General features: G+C 55.1%; 16 protein-coding genes. 5 read left to right on the top strand and 11 right to left on the bottom strand.

Annotated elements, in window-relative coordinates:
* Positions 1 to 6: 6 nt before the first annotated feature.
* From U738_RS07230 to U738_RS07225, 3 genes are all read right to left on the bottom strand, one after another.
* On the bottom strand, positions 7 to 507 hold the full coding sequence (locus tag U738_RS07230; protein ID WP_035578799.1) for a hypothetical protein: 501 nt from the start codon (positions 505 to 507) through the stop codon (positions 7 to 9).
* A 202-nt stretch (positions 508 to 709) separates the two neighbouring features.
* Positions 710 to 865, bottom strand: a complete 156-nt coding sequence (gene ccoM / locus U738_RS23430; protein WP_157693175.1) for a cytochrome c oxidase subunit CcoM — start codon at positions 863 to 865, stop codon at positions 710 to 712.
* A 109-nt stretch (positions 866 to 974) separates the two neighbouring features.
* The gene (locus U738_RS07225; protein ID WP_035578798.1) at positions 975 to 1493 is read right to left on the bottom strand and encodes an FKBP-type peptidyl-prolyl cis-trans isomerase; all 519 of its coding nucleotides are present in this window, start codon (positions 1491 to 1493) and stop codon (positions 975 to 977) included.
* 256 nt (positions 1494 to 1749) lie between these two features.
* On the opposite strand from U738_RS07225, the gene U738_RS07220 reads away from it, so the two are divergent.
* Entirely contained in the window at positions 1750 to 3111 is a 1362-nt protein-coding gene (locus U738_RS07220; RefSeq protein WP_035578794.1) for an AmpG family muropeptide MFS transporter, read from the top strand.
* Positions 3112 to 3160: 49 nt separating this feature from the next.
* Here the strand turns inward: U738_RS07220 and U738_RS07215 are convergent, their stop codons facing one another.
* A complete protein-coding gene (locus U738_RS07215; RefSeq protein ID WP_035578792.1) occupies positions 3161 to 4978 on the bottom strand; it encodes an SEC-C metal-binding domain-containing protein in 1818 nt (605 codons plus the stop codon).
* 88 nt (positions 4979 to 5066) lie between these two features.
* Complete coding sequence (locus U738_RS07210; protein WP_035578789.1) at positions 5067 to 6308, bottom strand: ABC1 kinase family protein; 1242 nt, start codon at positions 6306 to 6308, stop codon at positions 5067 to 5069.
* A gap of 165 nt (positions 6309 to 6473) precedes the next feature.
* On the opposite strand from U738_RS07210, the gene U738_RS07205 reads away from it, so the two are divergent.
* Positions 6474 to 8423, top strand: coding sequence for a DNA topoisomerase III (locus U738_RS07205; RefSeq protein WP_035578786.1), 1950 nt, complete (start codon positions 6474 to 6476; stop codon positions 8421 to 8423).
* Between the two features lie 21 nt (positions 8424 to 8444).
* Here U738_RS07205 and U738_RS07200 read toward each other — a convergent pair whose 3' ends face one another.
* The gene (locus U738_RS07200; RefSeq protein WP_035578783.1) at positions 8445 to 9386 is read right to left on the bottom strand and encodes an AraC family transcriptional regulator; all 942 of its coding nucleotides are present in this window, start codon (positions 9384 to 9386) and stop codon (positions 8445 to 8447) included.
* A 209-nt stretch (positions 9387 to 9595) separates the two neighbouring features.
* On the opposite strand from U738_RS07200, the gene U738_RS07195 reads away from it, so the two are divergent.
* Positions 9596 to 10336, top strand: coding sequence for an SDR family oxidoreductase (locus U738_RS07195; RefSeq protein WP_035578780.1), 741 nt, complete (start codon positions 9596 to 9598; stop codon positions 10334 to 10336).
* A gap of 60 nt (positions 10337 to 10396) precedes the next feature.
* A complete protein-coding gene (locus tag U738_RS07190; protein WP_161786294.1) occupies positions 10397 to 10753 on the top strand; it encodes an Atu4866 domain-containing protein in 357 nt (118 codons plus the stop codon).
* A gap of 56 nt (positions 10754 to 10809) precedes the next feature.
* On the opposite strand, the gene U738_RS07185 is transcribed toward U738_RS07190, so the two are convergent.
* Both U738_RS07185 and U738_RS07180 read right to left on the bottom strand, forming a co-directional pair.
* The gene (locus U738_RS07185; RefSeq protein WP_035578778.1) at positions 10810 to 11325 is read right to left on the bottom strand and encodes an MgtC/SapB family protein; all 516 of its coding nucleotides are present in this window, start codon (positions 11323 to 11325) and stop codon (positions 10810 to 10812) included.
* 47 nt (positions 11326 to 11372) lie between these two features.
* A complete protein-coding gene (locus U738_RS07180; protein ID WP_035578775.1) occupies positions 11373 to 12278 on the bottom strand; it encodes a LysR substrate-binding domain-containing protein in 906 nt (301 codons plus the stop codon).
* Positions 12279 to 12397: 119 nt separating this feature from the next.
* Between U738_RS07180 and U738_RS07175 the strand changes: the two genes are divergently transcribed.
* Positions 12398 to 13099 carry an FMN-dependent NADH-azoreductase gene (locus U738_RS07175; RefSeq protein ID WP_035578773.1) on the top strand — a complete coding sequence of 234 codons (702 nt, stop codon included), beginning with the start codon at positions 12398 to 12400 and terminating at the stop codon, positions 13097 to 13099.
* Between the two features lie 56 nt (positions 13100 to 13155).
* Here U738_RS07175 and U738_RS07170 read toward each other — a convergent pair whose 3' ends face one another.
* The 3 genes from U738_RS07170 to U738_RS07160 are packed head-to-tail and all read right to left on the bottom strand — an operon-like array spanning position 13156 to position 15001.
* The gene (locus U738_RS07170) at positions 13156 to 13476 is read right to left on the bottom strand and encodes a DUF1330 domain-containing protein (protein ID WP_035578771.1); all 321 of its coding nucleotides are present in this window, start codon (positions 13474 to 13476) and stop codon (positions 13156 to 13158) included.
* A gap of 47 nt (positions 13477 to 13523) precedes the next feature.
* A complete protein-coding gene (locus U738_RS07165; RefSeq protein WP_050713542.1) occupies positions 13524 to 14453 on the bottom strand; it encodes an alpha/beta hydrolase in 930 nt (309 codons plus the stop codon).
* A gap of 44 nt (positions 14454 to 14497) precedes the next feature.
* On the bottom strand, positions 14498 to 15001 hold the full coding sequence (locus U738_RS07160) for a DUF6630 family protein (RefSeq protein WP_035578770.1): 504 nt from the start codon (positions 14999 to 15001) through the stop codon (positions 14498 to 14500).
* Between the last annotated feature and the right edge of the window lie 85 nt (positions 15002 to 15086).

Raw genomic sequence — 15086 nt, 5'->3', positions numbered from 1 at the left:
TGGATGTCACCACTTCGCCTCTATGCTACGAATCATCCAGATCCAGTCGTTAAACTCACGCAGGTTTTCTACGTCGCGATCACCATAGTCACGTTCCACCAGACGCACAGGGCCTCGCGTGCGGATGGTGAGCGGATCGCCATCCTCAGAGCTAACCAGGTACCAATTAGGGTCATTCCAGCCTTCTAAGGTAACCTCGTAGTCATCCCAGGCGGTAAAGTGAAGTGCTGGGGGTACTTCGCCAAACTGTTCAATCAGAAAGGTACGAAAAGCGACTCCCTGCATCTCCACTTCGCGCCCCTGATAGGGATCGTAGAGCGTAAACGTCTCGTCGGACATGGCGCGTAAATCACTAAGGGCGACCTTTTCAGTGACATCGCCGTTGATCATATTCAATGCCTGGGCAAAGACAGTCGTTGGAAGTGTTATGCCCACGACAATTAACGTACACGCCAATCGATCACGTACACGCCCCCATGGGCTGCGGTGTAAGGCAACTGCGTTCATGGCAAAGCTTCCTGGTGTGTGCATTCTTTTAAAGAACTTTACCAGAGCAAGCTTTACATTGCTCTTAAACGCACGCTACGTGTTTTCAACCCAGCCGATTTTGATATTTCAAAAAAAAGCCAGCCCATTATGGGCTGGCAACAGGAGGCTTACTACGCTAGCAAACCCCCTCCCCTGACAAGGTTTACATGAATTGGGTAAGCTACTTCTTGCGCTCATCTTTACGTAGATGATCGCGAATCACGAAGCCCACCCAGCCCACCATAAATGCGATTACTAACGCGACGGTGGATAAGCCGAAGATAATTGTGTCATCCCAATACATGGTGAATCCTCCCGCCGTGATGTATGCGTTCATACTAGTCACTCAATGGCGGGAGAATACTGACCTAGGTCAAGTTACGGCAGGCGGGGGAAGGCGGTTAAACAGGAAATTGATACCGATCAATTTTTGGGCGTGATGAGCACTAAAGCACCTTGCGGTCTTCGACTTTGCTGTGCTCGGTACCTGGCGGTAACGGGTGGCCTTTGGCTAACTCTGCACGGGTAGCTTCGCGTACGTCTAAAATGGTCACTTTATAGTTTAGCGTGCGCCCGGCCAGGGGGTGGTTGGTATCAACGGTGACCCGGTCGCCATCAACTTCGAGTACCGTGACAATTTGCGGCCCGGCTTCGCCTTCGGTTTGAAAGCGGCTGCCCGGCGCTAACTCAGCGTTCCCAAAAGAGCCGCGGCTGACTTCTTGAACCAGGTCTTCGTTGCGCACGCCATAGGCATCGGCAGGCATTAGTTGAACGCTTAACTCGGCCCCAGCCGTTTGGCCTGATAAGGCACTCTCTAGCCCTGGCACGATATTGTCGTGACCATGCAAATACTCTAGCGGCTTATTGCGCGCCTGGGAGTCATCCAATACCTGCTTGCTGCCATCGTTGAGCACGTCGCTAAGGACATAGTGCAAGGTAACGACCTGATGCGCCGTAATCGACATGGAAAACTCCTCTCCGGTAAGCTGTCGGTTTTGTGATAAAACTTTGTATTAGAACACTGTCTTAGGCTTTGTACGAAAAGTCGGCGAGCGAAGGTCAGGTAAGGCAAAAAACGGCGAAAAAGCGGAGTTTACGGGGTGTAAATGAGCATTTTGAGCCGTTTTTTAACGCAGCATGGCCGAGCGCAGGCAGTTTTCGTACAAAGCCTAGTTTACCACCTGGCCATCGCCAGCGTCTTTCCACCAGGAGTAGCGTTTCATGTTAAGCCCCACCCCCCAGCGCAGTTGGCTTGCCGCGCTGGCTGTTTATTGTCGTGCGCCCGTTATTACCATGCTGTTTTTGGGGTTTTCCGCTGGCTTACCATTTTTGCTGGTGTTTTCAACGCTCTCAGCCTGGCTGCGCAGCGATGGCGTTGAGGTCGCGGCGATTGGCTTTTTTGCCTGGATAGGCATGCTCTACTCAATCAAATTTTTCTGGGCGCCGGTGGTGGATCGGCTAGCGCTACCGATTTTGACCCGCGCCTTTGGGCAACGTCGTGGCTGGATGCTACTGGCTCAAGCGACCATTGCTGCGGGGCTAGTGGGACTCGCGGGTTTGAGCCCGGTGGGTAACCTCGGTTGGGTGGCCCTGTTTGCACTGCTGGTGGCCTTTGGCTCGGCGACCCAGGATATTGCCATTGACGCCTACCGTATTGAGTCCGCCGATGACGATGTTCAGGCGGCTATGGCCTCGACCTATATTATTGGCTATCGCGGTGGCTTACTGGCCGCCGGTGCCGGTGCGCTGTATATCGCGGCGTCGGCCTCTTGGGATGTGGCGTATCTCAGCATGGCAGCGCTTATGAGCATTGGCGTGCTTACCGTGTTAGTACGCCCGGAGCCCAAACGCGCCTCGCTCTCCATCCAGCTTATACACGAGCCAAAGGTGCGGGCGTTTATTCGCGCCAGCCGGGGCAAACCTAAAGTGCTACGCCGCCTGGGTGCCTGGAGCATTGGCGCGCTGGTCTGCCCGTTTACCGATTTCTTTAGCCGCTATGGAGTGAAAGCACTGTGGATTTTGGTGTTTATTGCAGTGTTTAGAATCAGCGATTTAGCCATGGCCTCCATGGCCAACCCGCTGTATATCGACCTGGGCTTTTCACTGGCCGAGATTGCCAGCGTCACCAATATATTTGGCATTGCCATGAGCATTACCGGCGGAATTTTAGGCGGGCTTTGCGTGGCGCGCTACGGCATTGGACCGCTGCTGATTTTCGGTGCGGGGTTGGTGATGGTCACCAATTTACTGTTTGCCTTGCTTGCCTTAGTGGGCAATCAGCTACCCATGCTGGTGGTGACGATTATTGGTGACAACCTTGCCAATGGCTTAGCCAGCGCAGTGTTTATCGCTTTTCTCTCCAGCCTCACATCACGGGCCTACACCGCGACGCAGTACGCGCTGTTCTCGTCATTAATGACGCTACCAGGGAAATTTTTAAGCGGCTTTGGCGGGCTGGTCGTTAACGCCCAGGGCTACCCAAGCTTTTTTGTTATCGCCACCCTGCTCGGCTTACCGGCTATTTTACTGGCGGTCTGGATCAGCCGAGACAAACAATTAGTGCCCACCCCCAAGCCTGCTTAAACAGGCTTGAAGGCCAGGCTTGAAGGATTAGCCGAGTGAAGGTTTAGAACTAGCGGTGTGCTTCCAGCCAGTCCAACGCCCCTGGCGTCGTGCGCCACTGATCGCGCATCAGCGTTCGGTACTGCCACGCTTCCGCCCGGGAGCCGGGGTCAACCTGGCCATCTGGGTGGGGCATGGAGGGCCGGGGGTTTTCGGCACAAATCAGCTCCAACGCATAGCGGTTATGGCCGAGCACATCGACAAGCGCGGTCTCAGCGGCTTCACGCTGCTCTAATCGATACAGCGCCAGGGTTTTGCCCATTAGTAGACCAAGCACCAGCGAGCCGTCGTCGTCATTCTCTTCCGCTAACGCCAACGCTTCTTCATTGCGGTCATCGCGCAGCAGTTGATCCAGCACCAGCTCACGCAGACCCAGGCTATCCTCTTGGTCAATCAGCAATAGCTCTTCGGCCAACTCGCGAGAGTGCTGGCGGGCGCCGCGCTCCATACCCACCACCAGCGCTAGCCCTGTGCGTAGCAACATGGCGTTGTTAGCATCGTCCCAGCACAGGCTGCCGTCGCCTTCGGCGCGGGCTTGTTCCAACCAGCGTGAGAGGCGCAGCGCCAGCGGTTCCAGCAGGCTCGGCGCCATCCACGGCAGGCTGCCAAAACGGCTGGTGAGCGCCAGCGTCAAATCTTGCACCACCTGAGGCGCGTCCAACCACTCCGGGTGTGCACACAGTGCCGACATCCACTCAATGGCGTTGCCCCAGGGATCATCGCGAAAGCCCAGCGCTACGTCTTCATCCACCAGCACCTGGAACTGCTCATGCCAGGCGGCAAATAGCGTCGCCTCGCGGGCACTGGTGTTATAAAACAATCGGCCGGTTTCAGCATCGGCGCTGATATCGATTTTGGGGGCGGTGGGCAGCGCAGCCAGCAATGCCTGCAGTGCCACCAACGGCGTGGCCAGATCCTCTTCGGCGCTGAGCAACTGATCAGCCAGCGTTGCACCAGGGTTATCCGCTAGCGCGGCCAAAAAATCCAGCTGGTCTTCGTCCAGCTCGCCCTGGCGAACCAGGCGGCGATACCAGAAGTTGGCGCGCTCTTTGGCTTCCTGCTCATGGCCTTCATGCAGCAACAGCATGGCTTCAATGTAAGCCAAGGTAGGCGAATCGGGTAGCGCCTGCTGGGCTTTTACAAAGGCGCCACGGGCACTGTCCAAATCATCGTTATCCAGATGCATCAAACAAAGCCGCTCAAGGGCCACACCGCGCAGAAACAGCGGTCCGCGCTCCATCACTTCATCAAGCAGGTCGGCGCGTTTACGACTAAAACCACGCTCTTGATAAATATCCAGCAGGATTTCAAAGGCGGGTTCGGCCTGCTCGGGCAGCCGCGACCAGTCGCTGCCATCGAACAGCGACTCGAGGATTTGCATAGCGCGCCCCGTCTGGCCACTTTCCGCGGCGATCAGCCCGGCTTCCAGCAGCGCTTGAGCCGGTGCCTGCTGGCTATCCAGCGCGGCTTTCAGGGTCGCGCCCTTCCATTCGCGCAGCGAGAGCATCCACATCATCTGATCGGGAATTTCGGTGGGAAACTCGACCTGGTAGCAGCACTGCTTAAATTTGCGCCCGGAATCGCACCAGCAGGGCTCGTTACGCCCTGGCGTGGCGAGGGGCTCGCAGGCAAAATCGAGCCGTTCCAGCGGTGTTTGCGACCACAGCAACGGCGCTAGCGCCTGGGCCATGGTCACATCACCTTCAAAGGCGTCCGCACCTTTGGCGCGCACCCAGGTCATGAAGTCCGGATAGTGTTCTTGTTGCCTGATTGCCGAGAGTGCCCCGGAGGCGAATCCCAGCAGCTGATCGACCCATACCGCCAGCATTGCCGTCTCCACTTATAAAAGACCCTATTGAAAAGCGACATAGTCTAGCATGCAGTGGGGCGCTACCGCAGCGGCAATCGGTTGATCGTTAATGGGCTCGTTCCAAGAGTGGACGCGTACGCCCATGCATATCCAGCCGCGCGCCCAAGCGCACCAGATTCCAGTAGTGGCCGTTCAGCGCGCGGGAGAGCAGCAGTGTATCTGCAGGGGGCTGCAGGCGGTCCATCGCTGCCCACACTTTAGGGGTTAATTCGCGCAATCGCCGGTGCACTCGCACATCGCTAAAGTCCTGCTCACCCGGCTCGAACAGCGGCGCAATACACTCCGCCGACTCACGATACAGTGCCAACGGCGCGCCCTGCCCCTGGCGCCCGCCCATTTTCATCAGCGCTTCGTCCATTCCCATCGCATCATGCTTTAAGGTGGCATCGAGCAGTTGCATCATGGCTTTTATACGCGCCTCAGGCACGGCAATAACCGCCCCTAAATCATAAATCACCAGCCGCCCTTGAGCATCAGCGGCAAAGTTACCGGCGTGAGGGTCGGCGTGCAGTTCGCCGTAAGTAAATAGCTCTTGGGTGATCCAGTCGGCTAACGTTTGGGCTATGCCTTGGCGCGTTGCATCATCGGCGTCTGCCAGTTCTCGCAGCGGCGTGCCGTCAACATAGCGCATTGCCAACACATAAGGCCCCGAGAGCTTCGGCAGCGCCTCAGGAATCACCAGTCGGGGATCATCTTTATAACGCTCGCGGTAGCGGGCGAGGGCATCCGCTTCAGCGTGGTAATCCAACTCCCCACGCAGGCTTTCGGCGAGCTCTTCAAACAGCGCATCCAAGCGCGCCTGGGGAACCTTAAACCAGCGGCCTAAACGCATAATGCGCCGCACTTGGATCAAATCACTCTCCAGCACATCCGCCAAGCCTGGGTACTGCACTTTAAGCACCACCGTTTCACCTTCATGGGTGGTGGCACGGTGCACCTGCCCCATGGAGGCGCTGGCAAACGGGCGCTCCTCGATTTCACTGAAGTAGTAGTCGATATCAGCGTATTGCAGCACCAGCGCTTCACGAATTTTTGGCCACGGCATCGGCTCGGCCTGACGCTGCAGGCGGGCAAGCTCCTCAGCGAGATCCGGGGGCAGCAGGTCATCCCACTGGGACATAATTTGCGCCAGCTTCATGGCCGGGCCTTTAAGCTCTGAAAGCCCCTCAAACAGCGCTTCGCCCAAGGCACGCCAATCCGCTTGGCCGCCTAAACGGGTTTTCAGCAGCGCGCCGCCGGTGCGCGCGCCCAAGCCCATTAATCGTCGTGTCCTGCCTCGCTCACGCATTGGCTATCCCCTTGAATTTCACCACACCAAATTATTTATACACAATTTATACAACTTAACAGCATTGACCACTTACCGCATCATTATCCTGCGCCGCTCCAGCTAATCTTTAGAGCGTCTGCTACCATAGCGGCCACCGATGGATACGATGAAGGCTTCGCTGCTATGCGCCTGATAATTGCCGAAAAACCCAGCCTCGCCCAAGCCATTGCCGAGGCGTTGCCGGGCACTAGCAAGCGCCAGGATGGCGCCATTAACTGTGGTGACACTACCGTCACCTGGTGCCTGGGGCACTTATTAGAGCAGGCACCGCCAGAGGCCTATGACCCCGCCGACAAACAGTGGCGGCTGGATCGGCTACCCATCGTGCCGCAACAGTGGAAACTGATGCCGCGCTCTAAAGCGCGTGGCCAGCTCGCGGTGATTCGCAAACTGATCAAGCAAGCAACGGATGTAGTGCACGCAGGCGACCCTGATCGCGAAGGCCAGTTGCTGGTGCAAGAAGTCATTGAGCATATGAAGTATCGCGGCCCGGTTCAGCGGCTGCTAATTAGCGACCTTAACAAGCCCGCGGTAAGTCGGGCGCTGGCAAAACTGCGCTCTAACGCCGAGTATCAGCCGCTGTTTCAAGCCGCCCAGGCCCGCTCCCGCGCCGACTGGCTGTATGGCATTAACTTAACCCGCGCCTGGACACTCACCGGCCGTCAAGCAGGCCATGATGGCGTGCTCTCTGTTGGCCGCGTTCAGACACCGGTACTCGGCTTAATCGTGCGCCGCGACAACGCTATCCGTGATTTTGTGCCCCATCCGTTTTATCCGCTATGGGTGGATTTGAAGGTTGCCCAAGGCCAATTGCGCGCCTGGTGGGCACCCAAAGAGCACGCACCACTGGATGACCAAGGCCGCTTAATTGACCGTACCCCCGCCGACGCTTTAGCGGCTCAGTTGCCCGGCGCAACGGGGCAGCTCACCAAGCTCGACCAGCAGGAGAAACGCCAGGCGCCGCCACTGCCCTACTCGCTCTCTGCCCTTCAGGTAGATGCCGCCCGCCGTCACGGGCTTTCCGCGCAGATGGTGCTGGATATTTGTCAGCGGCTGTACGAGCGCCACAAGCTGATCACCTACCCGCGTTCAGATTGCCGCTACTTGCCCGAAGAGCACCTTCAACTTGCCCAGCGAAATCTAAGCAGTGCGTGCCAAAATGATGAAGGGCTTCAGCAGTGGCTAAATGGAGCGGACTTCACCCTGCGCTCCAAAGCGTGGAACGATAAGCAGGTCGGCGCCCACCACGCCATCGCCCCCACCGGCAAACCTGCTGATTTTGGTCAGCTTTCCGATACTGAAGGCCATGTGTTTAGGCTGATCGTGCGCAACGTCATGGCGCAGTTCTACCGGCCCCTGCGCACCTTTGAAGTAAAAGCAGAATTTACGCTGCTAAATGAAGCCTTCCGTGCCCGTGGGCAAAGTATTCTCGACCTCGGCTGGAAGCCGCTATTTACCACCCGCGATGAAACGCCACCGCTACCACCGCTCACCCAAGGCGAGCCCTGCCAAGCGTTAGGCGCAGGCGTGGAAGAGAAAGAAACCCGCCCGCCGGAGCCCTTCACCGATGCCAGCCTGATCAAAGCGATGATGAATATCGGCCGCTACGTGGATGACCCCGCCGTTCGCCGCACCCTGCGCGACACCGACGGCCTGGGCACCGAAGCCACCCGGGCAGGCATTATCGAAACCCTGGTACAGCGCGGCTACCTGGTACGCCAGCAAAAGGCCCTACGCGCCACCAAACTCGGCTGCGCGTTAATCGCCGCCCTGCCCAGCGCGGTAAGCACACCGGAGCGCACCGCGCTATGGGAGCAGCGGCTGCGGGCGATTTCTGAACAGCAGGATGATCCTGGCGCGTTTCAGCAAGCGTTACTGGACGACTTACGTGGGCTGCTCACCCATAGCGACGCCGCCAAATTGAGGCAGAGCCTGCAAACCGCCCAGGGAGAGGCTGGTAGCCCGCCGAAACGCACGGGTAAGCCGAGAAAGAGCTATGCGAAAAGGAAAAGTACGGGAACCCGCTCGAGTAAGCCAGGCAAGCGCAGTAAAGGGTATATGAGTAGCGATTGAGGGGTATTTTTAGACTTAAAGTCAGTGAGGCACAGCGATATCGACCAGGTGAGTCGGCGGCAATAGATCAAGGCTCGCTTTCATGGTGCGCACTTCCTCTGCTGGCGGGCGGCCAAAAAAACGCTTAAATTCGCGGCTAAACTGGGAGGGGCTCTCATAGCCGACCCGGCTAGCGGCGACGGCTGCCGTTACCCCGTCACGTATCATTAGCAGCCGCGCATGGTGCAAACGGGTGGATTTAATGTACTGGATAGGCGAGGTTTGGGTCACCGCCTTGAAGTGAACGTGAAAGGCTGGCGCACTCATGCCTGCTTCATTGGCCAGGCTGGCGATTTCCAGCGGATCCGCATAGTGGGCATGAATACGGTTGAGCGCCTTAGCGATTTTGCCAAATTGGCCATAGTGGGAGAGTGCTGTTCGAACACTGCCCCCCTGCTCTCCCGTCAATACCCGGTAGCAGATCTCCCTGACGATAAAAGGGGCGAGTATATGCGCATCCGTTGGGGAGGCAAGCGCACTCAGCAGCCGTAACGTTGCATCGGCCAGCGGCGCTTCCAGCGGGCTGGAAAGCATTCCACGCGGCGCCTCTAATGGCCCTCCCGATGCTTCCAGCATCGTCACCAACTCAGCGATCACTACTGCATCCAGGCGGATCGCAATCCCTAGCATTGGCTCTTCAGGGCTGGCTTCTGTTTCCGACGTAAATGGCAGGGGCACCGATAACACCAAGTAATGCTGTGCATCGTAGATATAGACCTCATTACCCAAATAACCACGCTTTCGGCCCTGGCAGATAATGACAATACTCGGCTCGTAAAGCACCGAGGTATTTTGCAGTGGGCGGTTAGAGCGCATAAAGCGCACGCCATCCAATAACGACTGGGTATAGCCTTCGTGGGGTGCCAGTTGGTATAAGCACTCGACGATCTTACGGTAAACCTCAGCATCGCTCTTCAATGTCATGTTAACCACCTCTGTATATGCATGCCGCACCGGAATTAACTCGCCGCGCCGGGCACCTCTTAAGAGTAATATACATGCTGGGTGACTTAACGCGCCGCACGCTATTAACAATCAAATAGGATTAGGCAATGATGCAATAGGAACGCCTATACTGATGCCCGCCGTGGCAGCTTATTCTTCTCAAGGTCAACCACCGAGAGGATTATCCAATGACGGCGTTATCAACCCCATCTTCTAAAGTTGTTTTATTAACCGGTGCCAGCAGCGGTATCGGTGAAGCCACTGCCCGCTGGCTGGCAGGCCAAGGGCACCGCTTGATCATTGGTGCACGCCGCACCGACCGGCTGGAAGCATTGACCCACTCCCTGCGCGCAGAGGGTGGCACAGTGGATTTTCAGGCGCTGGATGTCACCAACCTTGAAGACATGCAGGTGTTTGCGGATTTCGCGATCAATACCCATGGCCGCATTGATGTGATCATCAACAACGCTGGCGTGATGCCACTCTCCCCTTTAGCGGCGCTCAAGGTTGATGAGTGGAACCGCATGATCGACGTTAATATTCGCGGCGTACTCAATGGCATTGCTGCCATTCTGCCGACGATGCAGGCCCAGAAGAGCGGTCAGGTGATCAATATTTCTTCCATCGGCGGCCTCACCGTTATGCCCACCGCCGCCGTTTATTGCGCCACCAAATATGCGGTTCGCGCTATTTCCGATGGCCTACGCCAGGAAACCGACAATATACGCGTGACCTGTGTCTACCCAGGTGTGGTGGAATCGGAACTGGCCCATACCATCACCGATGCTGAAACCGCAAAAGCAATCGACATTTACCGCCAGATTGCGCTCAAGCCCGAGGCGATCGCTTCAGCCATAGCCCATGCCATCAACCAGCCCGATGACGTCGACACCAGCGACATCGTGGTGCGGCCTACCGCCAGCCAATAACACCCCTTGCGTCACGCCCGAGCGGTTGCCGGGTGTGCGCCTAAGCACGAGTGACTTCACATGCAAGAAACCAAGCCTTCCATATACTGGACACGGGCACTGGTGGTCGCTGGCATTATCACTATTTTTCCAGCGGCCACCTCTGCTCAAACCACCCCGAACGAAGGAAATGCCCCCATGACAGACCACCCGTATGTTGGAATGTGGGTCACTAAAGATGGTCGCATTCGCCATCAACTTTTAGCCAACAATCGTTACGACGAGGCCCGCGGTGAGCGTGAAAGCGCTTACCAAGGACGCTATCAGGTGACGGGTAACTATATCGAATACTGGGACGACACCGGCTTTACTGCAGACGGCGAATTTATAGATGGCGTGCTGTATCACGCCGGTATGGTGCTATATCGCAAGGAGTAACTTTCAATCCAAATGGGGCACTAGCAATAAATAACCACGCCCTTACATCAAAGCCATTAAACATCGGAACTATCTTCATCATGCCCTGAGTGGGAAGCTTTTTTCTTGCTGATGGGGCGCGAAAAGAAAGGCACCACATAAAGCACCATCCAGGCCAGCAACGTACACAAAACGGCTGTCTGCTCGCGCCCCAGACCAACCGCTACCCCAATGGCGGCAGTCAGCCAAATACCGGCCGCCGTGGTGAGCCCTGAAGTCGCCTGCTCATCTTTTCGAGTAATGATAGTGCCCGCACAAAGAAAACCGATGCCTGCAATGACACCTTGAATAACACGACTCATCTCTGAATCAGAAATACCCGCTTGCTCGGGTATAAAGATGAATAAAGCAGCCCCCATGCAGACCAGCATATGGGTCCGTATACCGGCCGGCTTGCCTCGCTGCTCTCGCTCGAGCCCCAACAGGCCCCCGAGAATAGCCGCCAGCAGTAGCCGGATTACCACAATGATGAGCTCACCCACATCGTTAAAATCTGAAAACTCTGAGATTATAATCTCTTTGATTTCTTGCACCTTTTAGCTCCTATACGTCCTGTCTGATAGTCCATCATACCCACACGTTAGTGCGCTTGAGCACACAACCCACCCGGCACCGCCACTACCCACTCACGTATAGCCAGAATCGTTGGATCATGCTGACGACTTTCCGGGTAAACCAAAAAGAACGGCTTGCCTACCAATTCCGGGCCGAACGGTTGCACTAAGCGCCCCTCCTCTAATTCATCCTTAATCAACTGACGGCTCATCAGCGCTACGCCCTGCTCTCCAACGGCAGCAGAAATCGCGTGGGTCTCATCGGAAAACACCAGCCCGGCACTAACATCCAACCCAGGCACCTTTGCGTGTTTCTGCCAGAAGCTCCAATTCAGTGGCGCAGACACTTCTCCCTGAGGGCGAAAATGAATCAACGGATGCAGAGGCAACTTTGCTACATCACGCAGGCCAAGGCGCGGGCTACAGGCCGGGACAAAGGTGTTATCAAAAAGTTTCTCCGCTACCAACCCCGGCCAACGGCCATCGCCATAGCGAATGGCAATGTCTGCCGTTACCCCATCCAGCGGAACCGGCTCATGGGACGCATGAATGCGCAGATCAATATCGGGATACGAGTCGCGTAGCAGGCATACCCAGGGCAGCAACCAGCGGACCGCCACGGCTGGCGTTGTAGACAGCGTAACGGTTTGGCGGACAGGTACAGCGCTCAGTCGTTCGACGACATGGCTGATGCTATCAAAGGCTGTTTCCAACACCTGCTGCAGCTCCCGGCCCTGAGGTGTCAGCTCCAATTGACGAGGTTTACGCAAAAATAGCGAAACGCCCAGCGCCTCTTCGAGGCCTCGGACTTGGTGGCTAATGGCAGTGGCAGTCACCGACAGCTCTCGTGCGGCCTGCTTGGCGCTTTCATGGCGGGCAGCCGCTTCAAAAGCGCGAAGCGACGAAAGAGAGGGTAATCGGCGATGGTTCATGAATGAGTTTTGCTCATCTATAGCTGCAAGAAAAGATCGTTTGTTCAGGCTGAAAGGCAAAGCCTAAGCTAAGCCTGTTGTTAATCATAGATGAGTTAAACTCAGATTAGGAGACCACCATGACACACATCCTGCATATAGACGCTAGCGCCCGCCCCGGCATTGCTGGCACAGATAACCACGGTTCGCATAGCCGCCATCTGACTGATCAGTTTGTCAGCCAGTGGCAATCAGGCCGACCACAAGACACGGTTAACTATCGCGATATAGGTCAAAACCCGCCTTCTATAATTAACCACGACTGGATTGCGTCTGCTTTCACCCCCGAGTTAAGCCTAGAACCCTGGATGAAGGACGCGCTTGCAGAAAGCAATCAGCTAGTTGATGAGCTAATTGCAGCAGATATTCTGGTGATAGGAACGCCGCTATACAACTTCGGTATGCCTGCCGCCCTTAAGGCGTGGATCGACCAAGTAGTGCGCGCTGGCCGAACAGTGGATATTGATGAGAGCAACCCGACCGATCCTTACATTCCAAAACTGGATGATCGAACAAGGCATGCGATTATTCTTACAGCCAGAGGCGGCATAGGCTTTGACCCCGGTGGAGAGATGGCACATATGAATCACTTGGAGCCAAATCTGGCCACAGCGCTTGGTTTTATCGGTATTACCCGCCTTCACTACATTGCTATCGAAGGCCAGGAAGTGGGCGGCGAGGTATTGGCCAAATCGGTTGCTGACGCGATACATAAAGTCGAAACGCTTGTTGAAGAGTTGCAGGTAGCGTTGGAAAGTGCGCCATCACCTCAACCGGCCTAAATGATAGCTAATAGTCTTTTATCGTAAATACGCTGAAATATAAGGAGCGACTATCGCTACCCAAGGATGTCCGCTCCTTTATGCCCTTCTGGTACGCCTTGCACTAATAGCACATCGCCCTCTGTATTCCGGGTACGAAATGGGCGGATCGCTTTATAAGCAGCCGAGTCATACCAACCTTGCGCATGCTCCATGGAAGGAAACTCAATCACCACCATATCGCCTGCCCATGCCCCCTCAAGCGGAACGTATGGCCCACCATGCACGAGGTATTTGCCCGAGAATGGCGCGAGGGTTGCATCAATGCCTTCTAAATATTGTTTAATTTCAGGATCGAATCGGGTTTCGCGGATAAGAGCAACGGCGTAGGCAGACATAATCACCTCCCATAGATATTCGCTTAACTATTTATCGGACTGAGCCGTCAGAACACTGCCGCATGGCTACCCTCTTCAAGCTTCAGCTGTTGAATCCACTGGCAAGCTGTCGCACTAGCCTCGTTGTTTATAACGAGTCCCAAATGCGATGCGCCCTTTACTATGTCAATCTCTGCATGCGGAATACACGGTCTGACAGTAGACTCAAAGCGATCAGCAAAGAACGCCTCATCCTCAGAACCGGCAATGAGCAGCACAGGAGTTTGAATTAACCTTAGTTCTTTCTGGAAGTTAACGGGATTAAAGCCTGTCATAAGTCGGTAAGAGTATGCGAGCGTCTCCGAACCATCACGATATTCAGATGGCATATTGAACTGCAGCACGCGCGTCTGATTAAAGCGAGTAACACCGAATTTATTCAGAATAGATAACGCAATAATCTTGCCTACATTGGCATTTACCCACCCGCCTGACTTACCGCGAACGGTTGGCGCATTATGTCCAAGAAATGGAGCAAGCAGCAGATAGGCGGAAACCAAGTTTCCATATTGACCACCGGCAAAGCGTACTGCAAACCCTCCACCTGATGAATGACCACCCACAACGACACGGGCTAACTCGACATTGGCTTCAATATGGCCGATAAGATCAGCAAGGTCATCTTCAAGCTGCTCAATATAGTCGATATCGCCTCGCCGAGCGGGAAAGCTTCCGTGTCCGCGCATATCAGGCGTGTATACGGTAGCGACGCCAGCCTCAGCTAATCCATGTGCGAAATTTGCCAAGTATTTGCTGTCTGTGGCGGATCCATGCAACAGGATTAGCGCAGTGCTCGATACGCTTGGGTAATGACGATATCTCAGTACCGTTCCGTCTCGTGCCTCAAACTGGTTAAGAACTGCCAGCCTTTGCTCTGAGCGAAACTCAGATACCACTGCACCGAAATTCAGCCCGCTCGAGCTTTTTCCTGAAGACATTGTAAATATGCTCCCATGGGCGTGGGCAATACGCTGTTACACTGTCACGTTCTTTCGATGACATCGACTTTTTGCATAAGCGCCTGCGCAGATCTTTTCACTTGGCCAACACTATCTCTTGGAATTACCATAAGGGGGTATGAATCAGAATCAATATCTAGAATGATCAAATTCATTGAGTAACTGTCTAAGACAATAGCCACCAACTTAAATAAGTCCTCGGAATATTCATCACTTTCGTTAATTTTAGAAAAATCGATCGCATTAGCTTTGCAAATTTGAAGCTGTTCAAGATTCCAGACCAAATCTGCAGCGTCGAATTTCCAATCAAGTTCTACTAATGAGGCGCTACGAGTTAGTCCATCAACCAGCGCTATCCAAGGAGTAACCTCAGATGGATCTTCTATCCCGCGCTCCATGAGATCATCGCTGTATTTTTCGAAGTAGCTCTCTGGATCTGAAAGCGCCAAATTGACTTCAACCACGAGTTCATCATCTCGCGGGCATAGCTGTCTACAGATGTTTCCCCAAGTGCTTTCAAAATCCATGACCTACCTCAACGCTGTTATTTCAAATTGATTGCTTCCAACTTTCGAGCAAGAGCTCAAGCTTATTTACTAATTTTAATTTACC

The organism is Halomonas sp. TG39a (assembly GCF_000744395.1).
Lineage (GTDB): Bacteria > Pseudomonadota > Gammaproteobacteria > Pseudomonadales > Halomonadaceae > Vreelandella > Vreelandella ventosae_B.
The sequence above is the reverse complement of the archived record's forward strand: the minus strand, read 5'-3'. Positions and strand labels throughout refer to the sequence as shown.

What these genes read in the sequence shown, in the direction of transcription:
- U738_RS07230 (WP_035578799.1), bottom strand. Translation starts at nt 507, where the DNA reads ATGAACGCAGTTGCCTTACACCGCAGCCCATGGGGGCGTGTACGTGAT.
- ccoM (WP_157693175.1), bottom strand. Translation starts at nt 865, where the DNA reads ATGAACGCATACATCACGGCGGGAGGATTCACCATGTATTGGGATGAC.
- U738_RS07225 (WP_035578798.1), bottom strand. Translation starts at nt 1,493, where the DNA reads ATGTCGATTACGGCGCATCAGGTCGTTACCTTGCACTATGTCCTTAGC.
- U738_RS07220 (WP_035578794.1), top strand. Translation starts at nt 1,750, where the DNA reads ATGTTAAGCCCCACCCCCCAGCGCAGTTGGCTTGCCGCGCTGGCTGTT.
- U738_RS07215 (WP_035578792.1), bottom strand. Translation starts at nt 4,978, where the DNA reads ATGCTGGCGGTATGGGTCGATCAGCTGCTGGGATTCGCCTCCGGGGCA.
- U738_RS07210 (WP_035578789.1), bottom strand. Translation starts at nt 6,308, where the DNA reads ATGCGTGAGCGAGGCAGGACACGACGATTAATGGGCTTGGGCGCGCGC.
- U738_RS07205 (WP_035578786.1), top strand. Translation starts at nt 6,474, where the DNA reads ATGCGCCTGATAATTGCCGAAAAACCCAGCCTCGCCCAAGCCATTGCC.
- U738_RS07200 (WP_035578783.1), bottom strand. Translation starts at nt 9,386, where the DNA reads ATGACATTGAAGAGCGATGCTGAGGTTTACCGTAAGATCGTCGAGTGC.
- U738_RS07195 (WP_035578780.1), top strand. Translation starts at nt 9,596, where the DNA reads ATGACGGCGTTATCAACCCCATCTTCTAAAGTTGTTTTATTAACCGGT.
- U738_RS07190 (WP_161786294.1), top strand. Translation starts at nt 10,397, where the DNA reads ATGCAAGAAACCAAGCCTTCCATATACTGGACACGGGCACTGGTGGTC.
- U738_RS07180 (WP_035578775.1), bottom strand. Translation starts at nt 12,278, where the DNA reads ATGAACCATCGCCGATTACCCTCTCTTTCGTCGCTTCGCGCTTTTGAA.
- U738_RS07175 (WP_035578773.1), top strand. Translation starts at nt 12,398, where the DNA reads ATGACACACATCCTGCATATAGACGCTAGCGCCCGCCCCGGCATTGCT.
- U738_RS07170 (WP_035578771.1), bottom strand. Translation starts at nt 13,476, where the DNA reads ATGTCTGCCTACGCCGTTGCTCTTATCCGCGAAACCCGATTCGATCCT.
- U738_RS07165 (WP_050713542.1), bottom strand. Translation starts at nt 14,453, where the DNA reads ATGTCTTCAGGAAAAAGCTCGAGCGGGCTGAATTTCGGTGCAGTGGTA.
- U738_RS07160 (WP_035578770.1), bottom strand. Translation starts at nt 15,001, where the DNA reads ATGGATTTTGAAAGCACTTGGGGAAACATCTGTAGACAGCTATGCCCG.